The sequence below is a fragment of the Sphingobacterium cavernae genome (genome assembly GCF_008520265.1).
In the GTDB taxonomy this organism is placed as follows: Bacteria; Bacteroidota; Bacteroidia; order Sphingobacteriales; family Sphingobacteriaceae; genus Sphingobacterium; species Sphingobacterium cavernae.
Genome location: NZ_VIQM01000024.1, coordinates 1 through 20,317 on the forward strand (window position 1 = coordinate 1; position 20,317 = coordinate 20,317).

21 protein-coding genes, 1 other RNA gene and 1 riboswitch are annotated in these 20,317 nt (G+C 35.7%); of the genes, 15 read left to right on the top strand and 7 right to left on the bottom strand.

Annotation, left to right across the window (positions count from 1 at the left end; translation table 11 throughout):
• The first annotated feature begins 206 nt into the window (after positions 1-206).
• A riboswitch (SAM riboswitch) is annotated at positions 207-320 on the top strand.
• A 231-nt stretch (positions 321-551) separates the two neighbouring features.
• From FLS47_RS03455 to FLS47_RS18215, 3 genes are all read left to right on the top strand, one after another.
• Entirely contained in the window at positions 552-1,859 is a 1,308-nt protein-coding gene (locus tag FLS47_RS03455) for an O-acetylhomoserine aminocarboxypropyltransferase/cysteine synthase family protein (protein ID WP_149913002.1), read from the top strand.
• 67 nt (positions 1,860-1,926) lie between these two features.
• Positions 1,927-3,108 (top strand): homoserine dehydrogenase, encoded by a 1,182-nt coding sequence (locus FLS47_RS03460; protein ID WP_149913003.1) that lies wholly within the window; start codon positions 1,927-1,929, stop codon positions 3,106-3,108.
• 143 nt (positions 3,109-3,251) lie between these two features.
• Complete coding sequence (locus FLS47_RS18215; protein WP_188347349.1) at positions 3,252-3,428, top strand: hypothetical protein; 177 nt, start codon at positions 3,252-3,254, stop codon at positions 3,426-3,428.
• Between the two features lie 42 nt (positions 3,429-3,470).
• On the opposite strand, the gene FLS47_RS03465 is transcribed toward FLS47_RS18215, so the two are convergent.
• Complete coding sequence (locus FLS47_RS03465) at positions 3,471-4,832, bottom strand: sigma-54-dependent transcriptional regulator (protein ID WP_149913004.1); 1,362 nt, start codon at positions 4,830-4,832, stop codon at positions 3,471-3,473.
• A 57-nt stretch (positions 4,833-4,889) separates the two neighbouring features.
• Positions 4,890-5,270: RNase P RNA component class A (gene rnpB, locus FLS47_RS03470), an RNA gene on the bottom strand.
• A 166-nt stretch (positions 5,271-5,436) separates the two neighbouring features.
• On the opposite strand from rnpB, the gene FLS47_RS03475 reads away from it, so the two are divergent.
• The 4 genes from FLS47_RS03475 to FLS47_RS03490 are packed head-to-tail and all read left to right on the top strand — an operon-like array spanning position 5,437 to position 7,353.
• Complete coding sequence (locus FLS47_RS03475) at positions 5,437-5,811, top strand: DoxX family protein (protein WP_149913005.1); 375 nt, start codon at positions 5,437-5,439, stop codon at positions 5,809-5,811.
• A 21-nt stretch (positions 5,812-5,832) separates the two neighbouring features.
• Complete coding sequence (locus tag FLS47_RS03480; RefSeq protein WP_149913006.1) at positions 5,833-6,276, top strand: VOC family protein; 444 nt, start codon at positions 5,833-5,835, stop codon at positions 6,274-6,276.
• A gap of 8 nt (positions 6,277-6,284) precedes the next feature.
• Entirely contained in the window at positions 6,285-6,824 is a 540-nt protein-coding gene (locus FLS47_RS03485) for a DUF1697 domain-containing protein (protein WP_149913007.1), read from the top strand.
• A gap of 10 nt (positions 6,825-6,834) precedes the next feature.
• The gene (locus FLS47_RS03490) at positions 6,835-7,353 is read left to right on the top strand and encodes an SRPBCC family protein (RefSeq protein WP_149913008.1); all 519 of its coding nucleotides are present in this window, start codon (positions 6,835-6,837) and stop codon (positions 7,351-7,353) included.
• Between the two features lie 23 nt (positions 7,354-7,376).
• Here FLS47_RS03490 and FLS47_RS03495 read toward each other — a convergent pair whose 3' ends face one another.
• Positions 7,377-7,712, bottom strand: a complete 336-nt coding sequence (locus FLS47_RS03495) for a HopJ type III effector protein (protein WP_149913009.1) — start codon at positions 7,710-7,712, stop codon at positions 7,377-7,379.
• Between the two features lie 28 nt (positions 7,713-7,740).
• Here FLS47_RS03495 and FLS47_RS03500 point away from each other — a divergent pair, with 28 nt between their 5' ends.
• A complete protein-coding gene (locus FLS47_RS03500; RefSeq protein WP_149913010.1) occupies positions 7,741-8,184 on the top strand; it encodes a copper resistance protein NlpE in 444 nt (147 codons plus the stop codon).
• A 65-nt stretch (positions 8,185-8,249) separates the two neighbouring features.
• Here the strand turns inward: FLS47_RS03500 and FLS47_RS03505 are convergent, their stop codons facing one another.
• Positions 8,250-8,468: a hypothetical protein gene (locus FLS47_RS03505; RefSeq protein ID WP_149913011.1), complete on the bottom strand. Its 219-nt coding sequence runs from the start codon at positions 8,466-8,468 to the stop codon at positions 8,250-8,252.
• Positions 8,469-8,562: 94 nt separating this feature from the next.
• Between FLS47_RS03505 and FLS47_RS03510 the strand changes: the two genes are divergently transcribed.
• Genes FLS47_RS03510 through FLS47_RS03530 form a run of 4 tightly spaced genes read left to right on the top strand, consistent with a single transcriptional unit; the run spans position 8,563 to position 10,846 of the window.
• Positions 8,563-9,015: an SRPBCC domain-containing protein gene (locus FLS47_RS03510; RefSeq protein ID WP_149913012.1), complete on the top strand. Its 453-nt coding sequence runs from the start codon at positions 8,563-8,565 to the stop codon at positions 9,013-9,015.
• A 6-nt stretch (positions 9,016-9,021) separates the two neighbouring features.
• On the top strand, positions 9,022-9,951 hold the full coding sequence (locus FLS47_RS18385) for a DUF1801 domain-containing protein (RefSeq protein WP_223225117.1): 930 nt from the start codon (positions 9,022-9,024) through the stop codon (positions 9,949-9,951).
• Positions 9,952-9,954: 3 nt separating this feature from the next.
• Positions 9,955-10,392 (top strand): SRPBCC family protein, encoded by a 438-nt coding sequence (locus tag FLS47_RS03525; RefSeq protein WP_149913013.1) that lies wholly within the window; start codon positions 9,955-9,957, stop codon positions 10,390-10,392.
• Between the two features lie 28 nt (positions 10,393-10,420).
• Entirely contained in the window at positions 10,421-10,846 is a 426-nt protein-coding gene (locus FLS47_RS03530) for a DUF1801 domain-containing protein (RefSeq protein WP_149913014.1), read from the top strand.
• 55 nt (positions 10,847-10,901) lie between these two features.
• Here the strand turns inward: FLS47_RS03530 and FLS47_RS03535 are convergent, their stop codons facing one another.
• Positions 10,902-11,570 carry a CDC27 family protein gene (locus FLS47_RS03535; RefSeq protein ID WP_149913015.1) on the bottom strand — a complete coding sequence of 223 codons (669 nt, stop codon included), beginning with the start codon at positions 11,568-11,570 and terminating at the stop codon, positions 10,902-10,904.
• 312 nt (positions 11,571-11,882) lie between these two features.
• On the opposite strand from FLS47_RS03535, the gene lon reads away from it, so the two are divergent.
• Both lon and putP read left to right on the top strand, forming a co-directional pair.
• Positions 11,883-14,354 (top strand): endopeptidase La, encoded by a 2,472-nt coding sequence (lon, locus tag FLS47_RS03540; protein ID WP_149913016.1) that lies wholly within the window; start codon positions 11,883-11,885, stop codon positions 14,352-14,354.
• 92 nt (positions 14,355-14,446) lie between these two features.
• The gene (gene putP, locus FLS47_RS03545; RefSeq protein ID WP_149913017.1) at positions 14,447-15,955 is read left to right on the top strand and encodes a sodium/proline symporter PutP; all 1,509 of its coding nucleotides are present in this window, start codon (positions 14,447-14,449) and stop codon (positions 15,953-15,955) included.
• 17 nt (positions 15,956-15,972) lie between these two features.
• On the opposite strand, the gene FLS47_RS03550 is transcribed toward putP, so the two are convergent.
• Positions 15,973-16,392 (bottom strand): T9SS type A sorting domain-containing protein, encoded by a 420-nt coding sequence (locus FLS47_RS03550; RefSeq protein WP_149913018.1) that lies wholly within the window; start codon positions 16,390-16,392, stop codon positions 15,973-15,975.
• Positions 16,393-16,607: 215 nt separating this feature from the next.
• Between FLS47_RS03550 and FLS47_RS03555 the strand changes: the two genes are divergently transcribed.
• On the top strand, positions 16,608-18,551 hold the full coding sequence (locus tag FLS47_RS03555) for a KUP/HAK/KT family potassium transporter (RefSeq protein WP_149913019.1): 1,944 nt from the start codon (positions 16,608-16,610) through the stop codon (positions 18,549-18,551).
• A gap of 61 nt (positions 18,552-18,612) precedes the next feature.
• On the opposite strand, the gene FLS47_RS03560 is transcribed toward FLS47_RS03555, so the two are convergent.
• Positions 18,613-20,298 carry an amino acid permease gene (locus FLS47_RS03560; RefSeq protein ID WP_149913020.1) on the bottom strand — a complete coding sequence of 562 codons (1,686 nt, stop codon included), beginning with the start codon at positions 20,296-20,298 and terminating at the stop codon, positions 18,613-18,615.
• Positions 20,299-20,317: the final 19 nt, after the last annotated feature.

A 20,317-nucleotide genomic window follows, 5' to 3' on the forward strand; every position in this document is an offset into this window, starting at 1 on the left:
ATTAATAATGGTTTAACCGTAAAACATTTGAAATTCTAATGCAATGAAATCAGCAATCAACCAAACCCAATAAAGTCCAATCTCGCTGGTTGGACTTTATTTTTACTATTATTTTTCAAATACTTTTGATTTTCTAAAAAATCCACTATATTTGTCGAGTACTTTAGTAGAGTATTCCTAATCAATACCTTTTCAATATTGGTCTTGATTTATAAAGAAGTGGCGAGAGACTGGCTCAATGACCCACTGGCAACCTTCAATAAGGATTGAAAAGGTGCCAAATCCTGTCTAAAACAAGATTGTTTTAGAGCATATAAATAAAAATAGACTATGACAAAATTTACAATTTCGAAGTATTCATATACTACTGTACTTGATAAGTACACACAAATCTTGCTACCAAATAATTCCGTATTACTTTCTATCCGAATGCGCTAGTCGTCCGTATTTACCATGCTTTAGCATTGTAATATACGATTATGACGACCAAATTTCGCATTATTTATAGAATAAATACATATATTTAATAACCTAAAAAAACAGAAAAGAAAATGGCTGAGAATAAAAATTTAAAATTTGAAACTTTACAAGTCCACGCAGGACAAGATGTAGACCCTACTACTGGCTCAAGAGCTGTTCCTATATATCAGACTTCATCATACGTATTTGAAAATGCAGAACATGGTGCTAATCTATTTGCTTTAAAGCAATTTGGTAATATCTACACACGTATCATGAATCCTACTACGGATGTATTCGAAAAGAGAATCGCATCGTTAGAAGGTGGAGTAGCGGCGTTAGCAGTTTCTTCTGGTCAGGCAGCACAATTTATCGCTTTGAACAATATTTTAGAGAGCGGTGATAATTTTGTTGCAGGCGCGAACTTATATGGTGGTACGTATAATCAATTCAAAGTTGCATTCAAGAGACTTGGAATAGATGTTCGATTTGCAGCAGATTCAGATGCTGACAACATTGAAGCATTAATTGACGATAAAACAAAAGCTATTTATGTAGAAACTATCGGAAATCCAAGTTATAATATTCCAGATTTCGAGAAAATCGCAGCTGTTGCACGTAAACATGATTTACCTTTAATCGTAGATAATACGTTCGGTGCAGGCGGATATTTGTTCAAACCATTAGAACATGGCGCAAATGTAGTCGTTGAATCAGCTACAAAATGGATCGGTGGTCATGGAACGAGTATTGGTGGTGTAATCATTGATGGCGGTAACTACAATTGGGGTAACGGTAAGTTCAACCAATTTTCTGAACCATCAGAAGGATACCATGGATTAGTTTTTGCTGATGTGTTTGGCGAAAATGGTCCTTTCGGTAATATCCAGTTTGCTATTCGCGCACGTGTTGAAGGCTTAAGAGATTTTGGCCCAGCCCTATCTCCTTTCAACTCTTTCTTATTATTGCAAGGTTTAGAAACATTGTCTTTACGTGTACAACGTCACGTTGATAATGCATTAGAAATCGCGCAATGGTTGGAAGCACATCCACAAGTGGAAAAAGTAAGTTATCCGGGATTGAAAAGTCATCCGCATCATCAAAATGCACAAAAATATTTGAAAAATGGATACGGTGCTGTTCTTTCATTCTCGATTAAAGGTGGCGCTGAGAAAGCGGATCAATTTATCGATTCACTAGAATTAGTTAGTCACTTAGCAAATGTTGGTGATGCTAAATCTTTGATAATACATCCATCAGCAACGACTCATCAACAATTGAGTACTGAAGAGCAAACTAAAGCAGGCGTTTTCCCAGGTTCGTTGCGTTTGTCTGTTGGTATTGAACATATCGACGATATCAAAGCTGATTTAGAACAAGCATTCGAAAAAATTAAGTAGTCTGATGACTACTTAATTTTTTTTAGAAAACATACATAAGGAAAGAAAAGAACTATTAAAGCTACATATGAGTAAAAAACTTACTATCGGTATGTTCGGGTTTGGCGTGGTCGGACAAGGACTGTACGATATTATTAAGACAAAAAACTTAAACTTAGAGATTAAAAAATTTGTGATCAAGAATGCAGACAAGAAAAGATCCTTGCCTGCTGAACTATTCACAACGGATGCAAATGTTATTCTGAATGATCCTGAAATCAATACTGTAGTTGAATTGATTGATGATGCGGATGCTGCTTTTGAAATCACCAAAAAAGCACTTTCTTCAGGTAAGAACGTGGTGTCTGCAAATAAAAAAATGATCGCTACACATTTAGAGGAATTAACAGAAATCCAACAACAACATGGCACTTCCCTATTGTATGAAGGTGCTGTCTGTGGAAGTATTCCGATTATTCGCAATTTGGAAGAATACTACGATAATGAGCTTTTACATTCTATAAGCGGTATTTTCAATGGTTCTTCAAACTATATTCTATCCAAAATTTTCAATGAAGGTCAAAGTTATGCCGATGCATTGAAAAAAGCCCAAGAGCTAGGTTTTGCGGAGACAAACCCAATTTTGGACGTTGGTGGTTATGATCCAAAATACAAATTGACTATCGTTGCCTCACACGCGTATGGCTTGTTTGTAAATCCGGAGACTATCTTAAATCTTGGAATTGACAAATTAAACGATAACGACATTCGCTACGCAAAAGAAAAAAACTTTAAAATCAAGCTAATTCCTTTTGCTAAAGAGATCAGTAATAGTGAAGTTGTATTGTATGTTTTGCCAAAATTTATCACCAACGACAATATCCTATATAATGTAGAGAACGAAAATAACGGTGTATTGGTAAAGGCAGCGTTTGCGGACGAGCAATTCTTCTACGGCAAAGGTGCAGGTGGTCATCCTACAGGCTCGGCTGTACTTTCGGATATAGCAGCACTACGCTATGATTACCGATATGAGTACAAAAAACATTTGGAATCTAAAGAATTGCAATACTCTACAAACTACGATTTGAAAGTTTACTTGCGTTACGAAGACGAAGACGTGTTAGAAAACATTGAATTCAAATCTATCACAGAGCGTTTTTACGGTGAAAAATCAAAGTATGTGATTGGCTACATTAATCTGCAAGAGATTATTGACAAGCGAGATTTAATCAATCAAGATGGTTATTTCCTAGCGGAAATTACCTAGAATCAAACTATGTATGATTAACGATTTTAAATAAATTAAAATCAAACTTTTACATAGACAATAAAACGTTAAAAAGTCTTAAATCTATTGTTTGTCAAGCTTTAATTCATTAGATTTAATAGTTAACGTTATATTCAAATTTTATGAGAAAGTTAGGTGGCATATTTTTCTTATCGTTATGGGCTAGTTTGGGATGGGCTCAAACTGATCAGGTAGAGGAAAATAGTTCTTCAGCTGGTTTTATTATTATTGGTGCCATCCTACTCCTTGTTGTAATAGTTATTCTTTACAATAGACAAAAACGTAAGTTCAATCATTAAAAGCAAAAGAGGTTGTGAATATATATTTCACAACCTCTTTTGTTATAGCTTAAATTTAGCAAGTTTACCTTTTAATTCCTCTTCCGAGACGCCAATTTTCAGTGCTGTCTGAACGATGTCTCCCCCATTTTTATTCAATTTATGCGCAATGAATTTCTCCTCTGCGAAATTCAAAAAGTCTGCATAGGTTTCCATTCTATCCATATCAATCATCGAGGAACCAGATACTTTTGAATTGTGCGTCGAAACTGAAGGATTAGCAAATATATTCACATCAGAATCTGTAATTTCTTTTCCACTCAAAATGATCAAACGCTCCACCATATTGCGCAGCTCACGAATATTACCTGTCCAAGGTAAAGCTTGTAAAGCTTTCATGGCATCCGTAGTTATTGGTTTAGTTGGAATATTATATTCCTCACATATCTCTGCACAAAACGTCGATGCTAAAGTCGGGATATCATCACGACGCTCCGCTAATGAAGGAACATGAATCAGAATTACACTCAATCGGTGGTATAAGTCCATACGGAAATTACCCGCATCGATTTCTTTTAACAAATCCTTATTTGTCGCAGCAATAACGCGTACATCTACCGAAATTTCTTTCTCACCTCCTACACGCGTGATTTTATTCTCTTGTAAGGCACGCAGGACCTTAGCCTGTGCCGAAAGGCTCATATCTCCTATCTCGTCCAAAAATAGTGTTCCGCCACTTGCCTGTTCAAACTTCCCAATACGTTGTTTTATAGCTGAAGTGAAAGAACCTTTTTCGTGACCGAATAGTTCAGATTCAATCAATTCCGACGGAATAGCAGCACAGTTCACCTCTATCAAAGGCGCAGAAGAGCGATTAGATTTTTCATGCAACCATCTTGCAACTAACTCCTTACCCGACCCATTTGCTCCAGTAATTAATACGCGTGCATCTGTTGGTGCCACTTTATCAATACTGTCTTTGATCAATGAAATTCCGTGTGAATCCCCTAATATTTCTTTTGTTTTTGAAACTTTACGCTTTAAGACTTTTGTTTCTTTGACCAAAGTTCCTTTTTCCAATGCATTGCGAACCGTAATAAGTAAGCGATTCAAATCCAAAGGCTTTTCTAGAAAATCAAAAGCGCCTTTTCGCGCAGCCTCTACAGCAGTTTCAATTGTTCCGTGGCCAGAAATCATGATAATCGGCACGTCCGAAAATTCCTTAGCAGCGCCAAGAACTTCCATACCGTCCATTTTATTCATTTTGATATCACAAAGAACAAGATCAATCTTCTCCTTCTTTAATATTTCCAAACCATCGGCTCCATTATCAACATCCAATACTTTATAATCTTCATATTCCAAGATATCACGAAGAGAACTGCGTATCGGTCTTTCGTCATCAATAATTAAAACTGTTGCCATAGTGTTTATGTATAATTTGATTGGTCAACAAAATAAGAAAATAAGAGAGAAAAACAAAAAGAAGCAAACCTTGTAAGCCGGGTTCTGTATCCTTGTGTAAGGATTTCTATCATTTATCTAGGCTTGCACTCGCGCACAAGCTCCATCAACCTACCCATTGCGAGCTTTCCTAAGAAAAAAGAACGAGCAGCCCTTGACTCTCGCAACCTATTTGGTTTTTCAACACACGAGGTTTACCGTAATGTATGTTACCATACAAGACCGTGAGCTCTTACCTCACGTTTTCACCCTTACCCTGCGCGAACGCTTGGCGGTATATTCTCTGTGGCACTTTCTGTCTACCCAAATGGGCATCCTTCCCGTTAGGAAGCGTGTTGCTCTATGTTGCCCGGACTTTCCTCTCTCCCATTACAGGACAGCGATAGAACCAGTTTGCTTCAGCTGCAAAGGTAATGGATTATTTGGATTAGAATTGGCTATATGAAGAAATTATATTTTTATTGTTTGTTTAAATCTTTCCTTATGCCAAGTTTTTTGCTTAAATTTTGTAATAGATTTGAAAATAATTTTTTTGAATAAAAAAGCTAACCGCAATACTAAAACAATGAAAATCTTTAAGTTTATCGTCTGCTTATTAGCCGGACTAATGTTTATCAATGCCGGATTGAATAAACTATTTCATTACATCCCTACACCCGAATTAAGTGAGGAGTTGACAAAAGTGAATGAAGCTTTTGGAAGGATAGAATGGCTAATGCCATTAATAGCAATTGTAGAGATTCTGGGAGGTGTGTTATTGATAATTCCTAAAACAAGAGCTTTAGGCGCAATTGTATTATTCCCTATTATGGTCGGAATTATGCTACAACATATCTATTATGCGCCTGAAGGCTTACCTATGGCTGGTGCTTTTCTGCTTGTCATCCTTTGGGTAATCATTGACAATAGAAATAAATACCTTACTTTAATAGAGAAATAACTATATATAAACTTAATTATTATGGCAAAAGTTCATTCCTATCTTAATTTCAACGGAAATTGCGAAGAAGCATTCAATTTCTACAAAGGTGTTTTTAATGCTGAATTTACTGGTATATATCGATTTGGTGATATGCCCGAAGATCCTAGTTATACAGTTCCTGAAGCAGATAAAAACAAAATAATGCATGTCGGTTTACCTTTAAACGAGTACAGTACGCTTATGGGATCTGATTGTTTGGAAACTTTTGGACAAAAAGCTACCGCAGGAACAACAACTTACGTTATGCTAGATGTTGATACAGCAGAAGAAGCACATAAATTATACAATTCACTTTCTGTGAATGCTCAGAATATGGAAATGCCTCTAGGTGATGCCTTTTTTGCGGAATTATTTTCTTCATTCACTGATCAATTCGGAATAGCTTGGATGATTCATTTTGAAGGAAATAGAAAATTTGAATAAGTAATTTAATGGAAACTTTCATTATTTTACTACGCGCAGTAAATGTTGCTGGAAAAAATAGTATCAAGATGGCCGAATTAAAAAGTCATCTTGAAAAAGCTAATTTTCACTATGTCAAAACCTATATCCAAAGTGGTAATATTATTCTTCAATCAGATTTATCAGCTCCGGATATTATATTGAAAGTTCAACAAATTATTAGTCAGGAGTTTGGGTTGAGCGTACATGTTTTTGTGCTGAATACAGATTCATTGCAACACATTTTACATAATAATCCATTCCAAAATGGTGAAGAAGGAAATCGTGTATTTATAACTTTACTAGATAAAAAACCTGATTCTTCGGATTTAGAAAAATTTGCTCGTATTAATATAAGTGACGAAAAATACGAAATTAAAGATGACGTTTTTTATTTTTACGTTCCGCAAGGAATGGCTAATTCCAAACTTTCAAATCCATTTATCGAGCAGAAATTAAAAGTGATTTCGACAGGTCGAAACTTAAACACAATGCTCAAATTAAGCGAACTTGCCTACCAATTAAACTAACTAGAATGTTATGAAGATTTTAAAAAATGTACTTATCGCAATTTTTGCTCTTGTGGTGATTGTCCTCCTCATTGCTGCTGTTTTGCCGAAAACTTTTCATGCAGGAAGTGAATTAATTATCAATAGGAGATCCAACGAGGTATTTGATTACGTCAAACAGATCAAAAAACAAGGAGACTATGACAATTGGTCACCTCAAGACCCTAATATTCAAAAAGAATATAGCGGTGAAGATGGAACTGTTGGCTTTACGTACACTTGGAAAAGTGATAAAGTAGGTGATGGAAAGCAAGTAATAACCAATGTGGTGGAAGGAAAACGCGTAGAAATGGATTTGTATTTTAACGGCGAGGGTGAAGCCAACAAATCCTTTATCGAAGTAGATTCTATCGCGCACAATCAAAGTAAAGTAACTTGGGAAATAAACGGAAAAATTCCTTTTCCATTCAATATTTTCACTTTATTCTACGATATGAACGAAGATTTCAAACAGGGATTAGTCAATATGAAAGCCAATCTAGAACAATAAATCGAAGAGATTACCTCTTCGATTTATTTTGTAAAAAGAACGGCATTTTCAAATTGAACAGCATCCCAACCATTAGCCATGAATTGGCGAATATTTTGATGATCTGTACCTTCTGGTGTCGACAATACCGCATCATAATGTTCTGCAAAAAGCCTTAAAGTTTGTCCTTGAGTCAACTTATTTAATGCTGCAAAAAAAAGAACACGTGCACTACCTTGATTTTCTGACGCTGAATTTTGCTGTGTACCATTTGTAAATGCAGAAGGCGTGTAATTGTAGTTTTCTTCTATGTGAGCCAAAACATCTTTGAATACTATTTGTTTTGATTCTAATTGTTGTAATAATTCGTTCAAAGTCATAAACAAATATACTTTAATTAACTGCACGATGAAAAATACTTTTGCCTTTTTAAGCGCAACTCTCACCTTAATTACGCTAAGCTGCCAGAATAGCGCTGATAAAAAAGAAAGTCAGCAAGAACAAGACAGCGTTGCTGTAATTGACTCTCATACTTCCGAAAATTCTTTAGATTGGGCTGGAGTATATCAAGACACAATTCCATGCGCCGATTGTCCAGGAATTCTTACCACAGTCAAGCTTTACGAAGATGGTACATACGCATATTACGCAGAATATTTGGAGCACAATACGACACTTCAAGATACAGGTAAATTCATGTGGCACAACAATGGTAGCGTAGTGCATTTGAAAGGAAAAGAAATAGATACAAAGTATAAAGTTGGAGAGAATGTATTATTACAATCGGACAGCACAGGTAATATCATAGAAAGCGAAATGGCTGATCAATATTCGCTCCACAAGGTATTCTAAAATAAGTAGGTTGCACATATATGCAACCTACCTTTGTAATTAACTTACATTACCAAACAAAAATACTATTTTTTACTGCCTCGAAGAATTGCTACCAAAATCAAAATAAATACTGCAGCTCCTACAATCCACACCCATGGTTTTGCAAACAAATCATCATCATTTTTATTAATATCTACATCTATATCAAGCCCTTTGTCTTGTGCAAATGTTTGAACCGATGTGAAAACGAACATAATTAACAACAACGATCGCTCCCATAATAAGGTGAAATACTTTTTCATAATGTATAATTCTTAGTTTATAATGTTTTAAAGTAAAACAGAGTACAGTACAAATTTGTTCTAAAAGAACATATAATTTTTAACAACTAACGATATGGACCAAATAATTACAGCCAAAGCATCCATCCAAATACTTAAACCAATTGAAGTAGTGTACGAAGCAATTGTAGACCCTAATAAAATGAACAAATATTTTATTGAAAGTGGAAGTGATAGACTAGACAATAAATCCACTGTTGATTGGAAGTTTCCAGAATTTGACGATATATTTCCTGTGGAAAGACAAATCGTCCAACCATACGATTACATTTCCTTTGATTGGAGTGGTGGTGATCCCGATATGCTAGTCGAAATATTTCTAGAAAAAACTTCGCCTATGACAACTGTAGTTCGAGTCAAAGAAGGTAAATTTAATCCAGATGAAGAAGGTATCAAACAGGCTATTGGACAGACAGAAGGTTGGGCAAACTTTCTCGCATGCCTAAAGGCTTATTTGGAATACGGAATCAATCTTCGTCAAGGAGCTTTCGATTTTATGAAACATTAAACGGCAATGAATACTGAATTTGAAAATATAGATGCTTATATCGCTTTTCAGGAAAATGAAAGACAGGTAAAACTACATGAGTTACGATCAATAATCGCAGGAATAGTACCAATCGGGACCAAAGAAACAATTTCATATGGAATGCCAACGTATAAATATAATGGGAATCTAATACATTTTGGACAATTCAAAAAACACATTGGGATTTATCCCGGACCTGATGCTATTGAAGCATTTAAAAATCAACTTTCAGGTTATAAAACTTCTAAAGGAGCAATACAAATCTCAAATGAAACCCCATTGAATAGAAAGCTCATAGAATCCATTGTACTTTTTAATGTTAATCTATTAAAAGATAAAAAAAGTCCAAATTGGACTGCTTATCGCGGGCAGTGGGAAGAGTTGTACGAAAAGATGGCACAATTGATTCAAAAAACAAGCCTTAAAAAACAAATTAAATGGGGCATGGATATGTATACGTATGAGGGCAAAAATGTTGTCGGCTGGGCTGGTTTTAAACATTTTTTCTCCATTTGGTTTTACAATGGGGTGTTTTTAGCTGATCCTTACAAAGTTTTAGTGGCTGCGACAGAAGGAAAAACGAAATCTTTGCGGCAATGGCGTTTGCAAGAAAGTGCTCAGTTTGATGAGGATAAAATTTTAGAATATATCAACGATAGCATACAAACGATTCTGGATGGAAAGTTTATTCCTATCGAAAGAAAAATATTAGAGCCAATAGGAATTTTAAAAGAAGAATTAGTGAATAATTCAGATCTCAACAAAGCTTTTAATGCTTTGACTGCTGGGCGTCAGAAAGAATACATTCAATATATCAATGAAGCCAAACTAGATAAAACAAAAGCATCTCGCCTAGAAAAAATTGCTCCGATGATTTTATCTGGGAAGGGTCTTCATGATAAATACAAACTTTAAAAGATGGAAAAACAATTGATACATATTGAAACCGAAATTAATGCGCCATTAGAAACAGTATGGCATCACTATAATAATCCCGAATCGATCACGAAATGGAATCAAGCAAGTCCAGATTGGCATTGTCCATCATCTTCTAACGATTTGCGCATTGGTGGTAGATTTAAAAATAGAATGGAAGCTAAAGATGGTAGCTTTGGGTTTGACTTTGAAGGTGAGTATTTGGATGTAATCCCCAATCAAAAAATTGTTTACAACATGGATGATGACAGAAAAGTCTTTATTAATTTTCAGCATCAATCAAATAAAACCACAATAATTATTGACTTCGAAGCGGAAAACATGAATTCTGTAGAAATGCAAAAGGAAGGTTGGCAAGCCATATTAAACAGTTTCAAATCGTTCGTAGAGCATACATCCGAAACTAACGCTTATATTTAAAAACGCGAATAATCTTGATTGCTGAAGAATGGCACAAAACAAGACACAATTTACCGATGCAAACGTATTAGATTTCATCAATACGGTAGAAGATATTCAAAAGCGCGAAGATAGCTTAGAATTCATTAATTTAATGGAAAAAGCTACGGGAGAAAAAGCTAAAATGTATGGACCAACCATCGTTGGTTTTGGCAAATATCAGTACAAATATGACTCAGGACACAGCGGAGAAGCACCGCTTTTAGGATTTTCGCCACGCAAAGCTGCCATTTCACTTTACGTCTATACTGGAGCTGAAGAGCACAAGTACTTACTAGACGATCTCGGAAAGTTTAAAGTAGCCAAAGCCTGTATTTATATCAAGAAATTAAGTGATATCAATGTGGAAGCATTACAAAAATTGATGGAATCCTCAATTGCTTTTATAAGCAAAACATACACACGAATTCAATAAAAAAAAGACGAAATGCATTACGCACTTCGTCTTCATATTTAATTGTTGTTTGTTGTTATTTTAAAAGATCTCTGTAAACTTTTGCTTTTTTAAGCTCTGTTTGAATGTCCTTTCTATTCGCATCATAGCTTAATACTTTCTCATAATCAGCCACCGCTTTAGTATAAGCATCAGTTGCGATTTGTTTGTTATAACCAGCAGCACCTGCTGTACCCTTCAAGATACCTAAATCTCTATACGCTACCGCACGATTTTGATATAATTTAGCATCGCTAGCATTGATTGCGATTGCTTTAGTATAATCTGCTACAACAGATTGTAATAACTGCTCTTTTTGTGCAACTGTTAATTTAGAATCTTTTTCTACGGCTAAAGTATTATTGGCTTTCGCTTTGTAATACAATGCATTAGCATTTTTGGCATCTAGTGCGACTACTTTGCCAAATGTATCAGCAGCTTTTTTGAAATCTGTAGATTGAAATTGCGAATACCCCAAAAGATAAAGTACATTAGGATCATTTGCTTCGGCAGGAAGAGCTTTTTGTAAATGCGTAACAGCCGATTTAAAATCACCATCCAATAATGCTTTTTGTCCCAAACGTACATTTGGATTTTTGTGCTCCTCTTGTTGTTGTGCAGATGCAGTTAATGCAAGCATCGCTAAAGCCAACGTTGAAAAGCCAATTTTCACTGATTTCAATCTGCTCAAATAATTAAAGTTCATATCGTGTATTTTTAATTGTTTCTATCCTAATTAGAGTAAATTTGCCACATTAAGTTTAAGCCGTCAACAAATACTTATAAACATTTCCACATTCTACATGTTCTAAATCGAAAATATCCATTTCTAATTAATTTCTAAAACTGCCATACAGCAATTATATTGCTGACGAAATAGCAGTAAACGCAATTCATATAGCACAAATGATACCAAATTTGTATTTGGCATTCCACTTGCAATATACTATAACGTATTACAAAGATTTAAAATATACATACAAATCTGACATCTTGTCGGAGAAGGAACAATATACATATGAGCAAATTTAACACGTTCGACTTCAATCAAGCAATCCCCATTATCAATGAGGATACGGAATTTTTCCCACTATTGAGTCAGCAAGATGAAGATGAAATGCGAAACGAAGATATACCTGAAATATTAGCTATCCTGCCGTTACGAAATACTGTTTTATTTCCTGGAGTAGTAATTCCTATTACTGTAGGACGTGATAAATCCATTAAATTAGTCAAAGAAGCGTACAAAGGCGAAAAAACTATCGGCGTCGTATCTCAAAAAGATATGAGCGTTGAAGATCCTGATTTCGATCAGCTAAATAAAATTGGAACCGTAGCAAGTATTATCAAAGTGTTGCAAATGCCTGATGGTAATACTACTGTCATTATCCAAGGTAAACAACGTTTTAAGCTAAATGAACTTGTTCAATCAGAGCCATATATCAAAGCTAAAGTAGAACGCTTTGCTGAAGAAAAGCCAAAAACGAGTAGTAAGGAATTCAAAGCATTGATTTCTTCAATTAAAGAACTGGCTTTACAAATTATTCAGTTGTCGCCAAATCTTCCTTCGGAAGCAGGTATCGCTATCAAAAACATTGAAAGCCCTACTTTCTTGGTGAATTTCATTTCTTCAAACTTAGCGTTGGAACTTCAAGCGAAGCAAGAATTGTTGGAGATGAAAGATTTTGTCAAAAGAGCTAAACTTTTGTTAGAGCATTTGACAATGGAAGTCCAAATGTTGGAGCTTAAAAATCAGATTCAAAACAAAGTTCGAATTGATTTAGATAAGCAACAACGCGATTATTACTTAAATCAACAACTTAAGACTATTCAAGAAGAATTGGGTGGAAATACGCCTGATTTGGAAATTGAAAACTTAAGCGCTCGTGGTAAATCTAAGAAATGGCCAGAAGATGTCAGCAAACATTTCTCTAAAGAATTAGAAAAGTTAGCGCGTATCAATCCTGCTGCAGCTGATTATTCGGTGCAATTGAATTACCTTGAATTGCTGTTGGATTTACCTTGGGGTGAATTCACTAAAGATAAATTTGACTTAAATCGTGCGGTTAAGGTTTTGGACAAAGACCATTACGGTTTAGAAAAAGTGAAGCAACGTATTATCGAATATTTGGCGGTATTAAAGCTGAAAAACGATATGAAGGCACCTATTTTATGTCTTGTTGGCCCTCCGGGAGTCGGTAAGACGTCCCTAGGAAAATCAATTGCGAAAGCTTTGGGTCGTAAGTATACACGTATGGCGTTAGGTGGTGTTCGTGATGAAGCGGAAATCAGAGGTCATCGTAAAACTTATATCGGAGCTATGCCAGGTCGTATTATCCAATCGTTGAAAAAAGCTGGAACTTCGAATCCTGTTTTTGTATTGGATGAAATCGATAAATTGGGTGCTGACTTCAAAGGTGATCCTTCATCTGCTTTATTGGAGGTATTAGATCCTGAGCAAAACACCAATTTCTACGATCATTATGTAGAAATGGAATACGATTTATCCAAAGTGATGTTTATCGCTACTGCGAATTCATTGAGCTCAATTCAGCCCGCATTATTGGATAGAATGGAAATCATCGAAGTGAACGGTTATACCATTGAAGAGAAAATTGAGATTGCGAAGAAGCATTTATTACCAAAGCAACGTGAAATGCACGGCCTTGGTGCGAAAGATGTTGCCTTGTCAGGAAAAATCATTGAGAAAGTAATCGAAGAATACACACGTGAATCGGGAGTTCGCGGTTTAGAAAAAAAGATTGGTTCAATCGTACGTGGTGTCGCGACAAAAATCGTAATGGAGAAACCTTATGCTGCAAACATCAATGCAGATATGGTCGAGGAGGTATTAGGCGCACCAATTTTTGATAAAGATATCTATGAAAATAACGATGTAGCTGGTGTTGTAACAGGATTGGCTTGGACGGCTGTAGGTGGCGATATTCTTTTCATCGAATCAAGCTTGAGTCCAGGCAAAGGAAAATTAAGTTTGACTGGTAATTTGGGCGATGTGATGAAAGAGTCTGCAGCAATTGCAATGGCATATTTGCGCTCGCATGCAGATGAATTCGGTATTAACTACAAAGTATTTGATACGTGGGATGTCAATATCCACGTACCCGCAGGAGCTACACCAAAAGACGGCCCCTCAGCAGGTATCACCATGTTGACAGCGTTGACTTCTTTATTTACGCAGCGTAAAGTAAAAGAAAAATTGGCGATGACAGGTGAAATTACTTTACGTGGCAAAGTTCTTCCTGTAGGCGGTATCAAAGAAAAGATTTTGGCAGCAAAACGCGCTAACATCAAAGAGATTATTCTTTGTAAATCCAATCAAAAAGATATTTTGGAAATCAAAGAAGATTACATTAAAGACATGAATTTCCATTACGTAACTGAAATGTCGGAGGTTATAAATCTAGCTCTGACAAAAAATAAGGTTAAAAATCCAAAAGACATCGAAAGATTCTTGGAAGAAAAGAAATAAACACAAAATTCGCTGATACATGAAGCGTTATTCCAAAAGAATAACGCTTTTTTGTTGCTTTTGACTATCTTCGATTCAATAAAGCTATTTTTATGAATACATACGAATACATTTCTATCGGTTTATATATGTTATTAATGATCCTTATAGGATTTTATTCGTACGCAAAGACTAAAAACAGTTCAGATGATTTTCTGATTGGCGGCAGAAAAATGGGCGCAGTAGTTACTGCTTTATCCGCAGGTGCTGCAGACATGAGCGGTTGGCTATTGATGGGAGTGCCAGGAGCGGTGTATTTGTCTGGTATTTCAGCTACATGGATAGCCATAGGATTGACCATTGGAGCTTATTTAAATTATGTACTCATCGCACCAAGACTAAGAGTTTACACCGAAATATCGAATAATTCAATTACTCTACCCGTTTTCTTTGAAAATCGATTTAAAGACAAATCACAATTACTCAAAATCGTGGCTAGTATCCTAATTCTCGTATTCTTCACGCTTTATACCTCAGCAGGGATGGTTTCGGGAGGAAGATTGTTTGAATCTGCTTTTGGAATGGATTACAGCACTGGACTCATTGTCACGAGCTTCGTGGTCGTGCTATACACATTTCTTGGTGGTTTTCTAGCAGTTAGTCTAACAGATTTTGTGCAGGGAACAATTATGTTAATTGCCCTAGTTCTAGTTCCTGCCGTGATGTTAATGGATCTTGATGGATTTACTAATACATTGCGTATTATCGAAGCTAAGAATTCATTTTACTTAGATATATTAAAAGGAAGTTCAGTCGTAAGTATTGTTTCATTGCTTGCATGGGGATTAGGTTATTTTGGACAGCCTCATATTTTGGTACGTTTTATGGCTATTAATGACGTAAGAGAATTAACCAAGGCAAGACGTGTGGGAATCGGCTGGATGATTTTAACGATTGGTGGAGCTATTCTTGTTGGATTATTTGCAATTGCTTACACATCTGCCCAGTTACCCGAAAAAATGGCATTTTTTGATGGTTCTAAAGAAAATGCGGAAACTGTCTTTATATTTTTCTCCCGGTACTTGTTTCATCCATTGATTGGAGGATTTTTACTTTCCGCGATTTTAGCTGCCGTTATGAGTACTATTTCTTCGCAATTATTAGTGACTTCGAGCTCGATGACAGAAGATATCTACAAAGCGTTTATCAAACGAGATGCGAGCTCAAAATATTTGTTAATCATCAGTAGAATAGCTGTTTTATTAGTCGCAATTGTTGCCTTTTTACTTTCCTTAACACCAAAAGATAGCATTCTTAATCTTGTAGGAAATGCATGGGCTGGTTTTGCTGCCGCCTTTGGACCGTTAATTATTCTTTCGCTATTTTGGAAAAACACAACTACGCAAGGCGCATTGACAGGAATGATACTAGGTGCTTTGACAGTATTGGGGTGGGTCTATATTCCACATAATTTCAAAGAATTGTATGAAATTATTCCTGGATTTGCAATTAGCTTTTTAGCAACAATTGTGGTGTCTTTATTTACGAAAAAGGAAAATACTGATATTGAGCATGAGTTTAGCCAAATGGAAGATATAATCCACAGCTATAAATCAAAATAAGAAAGATAAAAGTAATTTTATTTAATGGAAATACGTTTTACAATAGTTTCAGAGCCTGAAGCTACACGCAAAAAATAAAAGCCAGGAGTAACTTTTTCATTCGAGTCAAAAAGATGATTTTGATTGCCCTCATCTAGATTACCGTTGAACAGATGCAAAACTTCATTGCCCAAAGCATCCATTAATTTGATTGTTACAGAAGATTGCTTAGCCAAGTTAAATGAAACAACGATTTGTTCAACCACGGGATTATAAGAAGCTTTCACATTGGTAATCAATTTGTCGGCGGTTTCTTTTTCTCTATCTATTGACATTGAAGCATCAACGGGCAAAGAATTTGCATAAACAGCAGAACCGAAGAACCCAAAAGAGAATATGGCTAGAGCAAGTACTCTAACTTTCAACATATTACCAACTTTTAAATTAATTCTATTCATCTTCTCTATTCGACAATTAATGATGGTTGTGGTTTAAGATTGAAATCTTTTATTCATTTAATCGATATTACAAATGTAACTCGATTTTGGTTATCAGGAGTTAAAAATAAATATTTTTTTTGAACAATTAACAATTTTTAACAAGATTATTCGTTATGTCGAATAATTGCTATAAATTGGCTACCGAAATAAATATTATAAGATAAAAGAAATATATGGGCTCCCACCATAATCCACACTTGAATCGGCTCAGTGGAGCAGGTTTATTAATTTCCCTAGGCATTATTTTCGGTGATATCGGTACTTCACCATTATATGTTTTTAAAGCTATTTTCAACAACAATATTATTAACAAGGACTTGGTTATAGGCTGTGTTTCCTGTGTATTGTGGACATTGACAATTCAGACAACAATTAAATATGTCCTTATTACCTTGAATGCAGATAATAAGGGTGAAGGAGGAATATTATCCCTTTACTCGCTTGTGCGACGTAAAGCGAAATGGCTTATTATTCCTGCTATTGTAGGTGCCTCCACGCTGTTAGCAGATGGCATGATTACCCCTGCTATTACCATTTCCTCTGCAATTGAGGGTCTTGCAATTTTTAATCCAGACATTCCGACAGTACCAATCGTTATTGCAATTATATCTTGTCTATTTTTGATACAGCGTTTTGGAACTTCAATTGTTGGAAGAGTATTTGGGCCACTAATGTTGGTTTGGTTTAGTGTTATTGGGATTCTTGGGTTTAATGCTATTGATCATGCTCCAGAAATATTAAAAGCTATCAATCCATATTATGCATTACAAACCATAATCCACTACCCTAATGCCTTATTTATAATTGGTGCTATATTCTTGTGTACTACCGGTGCGGAAGCCTTGTATTCGGATATGGGACACTGTGGAAAGGATAATATCCGTGTAAGCTGGATATTCGTAAAATTAACCCTCATTTTAAATTATTTTGGACAAGGCGCGTGGTTGATTGCACATGATGGTCAATCTATCGGAGAAATGAATCCATTTTACTCCATAATGCCAGAATGGTTTTTAGTATATGGAATTGCAATTGCGACAATTGCTGCTGTCATAGCCAGTCAAGCGATGATAACAGGATCATTTACATTAATATCTGAAGCTGTAAGATTGAATATATGGCCGAAGGTTAGCATTCGGTATCCAAGTAATCAAAAAGGGCAATTATACGTTCCATCCATAAATTTGATATTATTTATTGGCTGTATGCTGATAATTTTCGTATTCGAAAAATCCAGTAATATGGAGGCCGCTTATGGATTGGCAATCAATTTAACGTTTTTGTCTACGACAATCTTAATGATCTTCTTCATGTTGAGACGTAGAATCAACAAACTGTTGATCGGAGTTTTTGCTGTTGTGTACTTTACCATAGAAGTAACTTTTCTCTTTGGTAATGGCGTTAAGATTACGCATGGAGGATGGTTGACACTACTTCTTGCAGCAAGTATATTTATAATTATGTATGCATGGTTTAGAGCGCGTAAAATTAAAAATGAATTTGTCCGTTTTGTAGCGATAGACGAGTATTTCCCTATTATTGATGAGCTCAGTAAAGATCGTTCGGTGCCAACATTTGCGTCTCAACTGGTATATCTAACTAGTGCAAATAACAAACATGAAATTGAAGCTAAAGTCATCTATTCCATTTTAAATAAAAAACCAAAACGCGCTGATGTATATTGGTTTGTTCACGTAGATGTGACTGATGCACCTCACGGTAGAGAATATACGGTGGAACAATTAATTCCAGGCAAATTAATTCGAATAGATTTCAAATTAGGATTTCGGGAAGAACAACGCGTGAGTTTACTTTTCCGAAAAGTTGTGGAAGATATGGTTCAAAAAGGCGAAGTAGACATCATCAGTCAATACGACACGCTTAAGAAACACAAAATTCCGGGAGATTTCAACTTTGTCGTATTGGAGAAGGTATTTACCAAAACTTCTGCTTTGACTTGGCCAAATCGTATTGTAATGGAAATCTACAAAATTCTACGCCGATTCAGTTTAAGTGAAGAAAAGGGCTTTGGTTTAGACAGCAGTTTTGTAACACTGGAAAGAGTTCCGCTTAATATTCCGACAACAGAGAATATTCGACTTCATCGAACTAATTAAAATAATACAGCCACTCTTTCTGAAGTGGCTGTATTATTTTAATTCTTTATGTAAATTTCTTTTATTCCTGTGTTCTTAATTTTGAATTTTTGTACCCATACATAAAGTAGATTACCAATCCAATCGCTAACCAAATTATAAATATAAACCAATTACTGGCACCTAACTCTGTCATCAGATACAGGTTGACTAATATTCCAATCACTGGAAGCAACGAAAAATTATGCTTATAAGAAAGAATACTCATTATTAACCAAGTCAGCCAGAATATAAGCACGAGCGATTTATGTAAAATAACTTCCGAAGCACCCAAAGTTTTCCATTCTGCCAAGCTATCTTGACCATACAAATACATCAACCCTATTCCCACAATAAAACTCAATCCGACTATATATTTTCCATTGACGTAAGGCACTTTAAATTTAGACTTCGCAGAAAGCCCCGATTTATCCATATAAAGTACACCTGCACAAACTAATATAAAAGCAAAGAATGTCCCTACTGAAGTCAAATCCACAAAGAAATCCATTTTGAAAAATAATGCTGGAATTGCTACCACAAAACCTGTAACAATTGTAGCAAACGATGGAGTTTTATATTTGGGATGGATTGTAGCGAATTTTTTCCACAATAAACCATCGCGACTCATCGTCATCCAAATGCGCGGCTGTGCCAATTGGAATACCAATAATGCACTAGTAATAGCAATTACAGATGTTACCGAAATAATTCCTGCCATATGGTCAAACCCAACATATTGGAAAACATAAGCCAATGGATCTTTCACATTCAATTCCGTATAATTAACCATTCCTGTCAAAACCAAAGTAATCAACACATATAAGACAGCGCAAATTACCAAACAATAAATCATCGCTCTTGGCAGGTCACGTTGTGGATTTTTACACTCTTCAGCCGTAGTCGAAATCGAGTCAAAACCAATGAAAGCAAAGAAAACAGCTGCAACACCACTCATCACACCTCCAAGTCCGTTGGGTGCGAATGGTGTCCAGTTTTCTGGTTTGACGAAGAAAAGACCTCCAAAGATTACAGCCAATATTATCCCAATCTTAACGATAACCATAATATTACTTGCTCGTTGTGATTCTTTTATTCCAATATAAACCAACCACGTCACCAATACGGTGATTAACCCTGCTGGCATATCAAAAATGATAGGTATCTCTCCTATTTTAGGCGCAGTTTCATATGCTTGCAAAGCGATTTTGTCAATTCCAGTCAATTTATCAACGCCTACTTCAAGCATTTTTGCGTGCGCTTCTGTGGCATATCCCGGAGCCATTGTCATCCATTTGGGGAGATGTATCCCAAATCCTTCGAGCATTGACACAAAATATTGCGACCATGAAATAGCGACTACCATATTGGAAACCGCATATTCTAAAACCAATGCCCATCCAATAATCCATGCAAATAATTCGCCGAAGGCCACATATGCGTAAGTGTAAGCAGATCCTGAAACTGGAACTGTACTTGCAAACTGAGCATAAGAAAGTGCTGTAAAAACACAAGCAAAGGCAACAAAAACGAATAACATCGATACGGCAGGGCCACCATTATATGACGCCAAACCAATTGTACTAAAAATCCCAGCACCGACGATAGCAGCTATTCCCAACGAAACCAAATCCCGAACACCTAATATTTTAGCTAGTCCACTACCTTTAGTCTCTGCATCAAGTAGTATCTGGTCAACACTTTTCTTTTTGAAAAGTTGGTTTTTCATATAATTAATATTTTGGTCA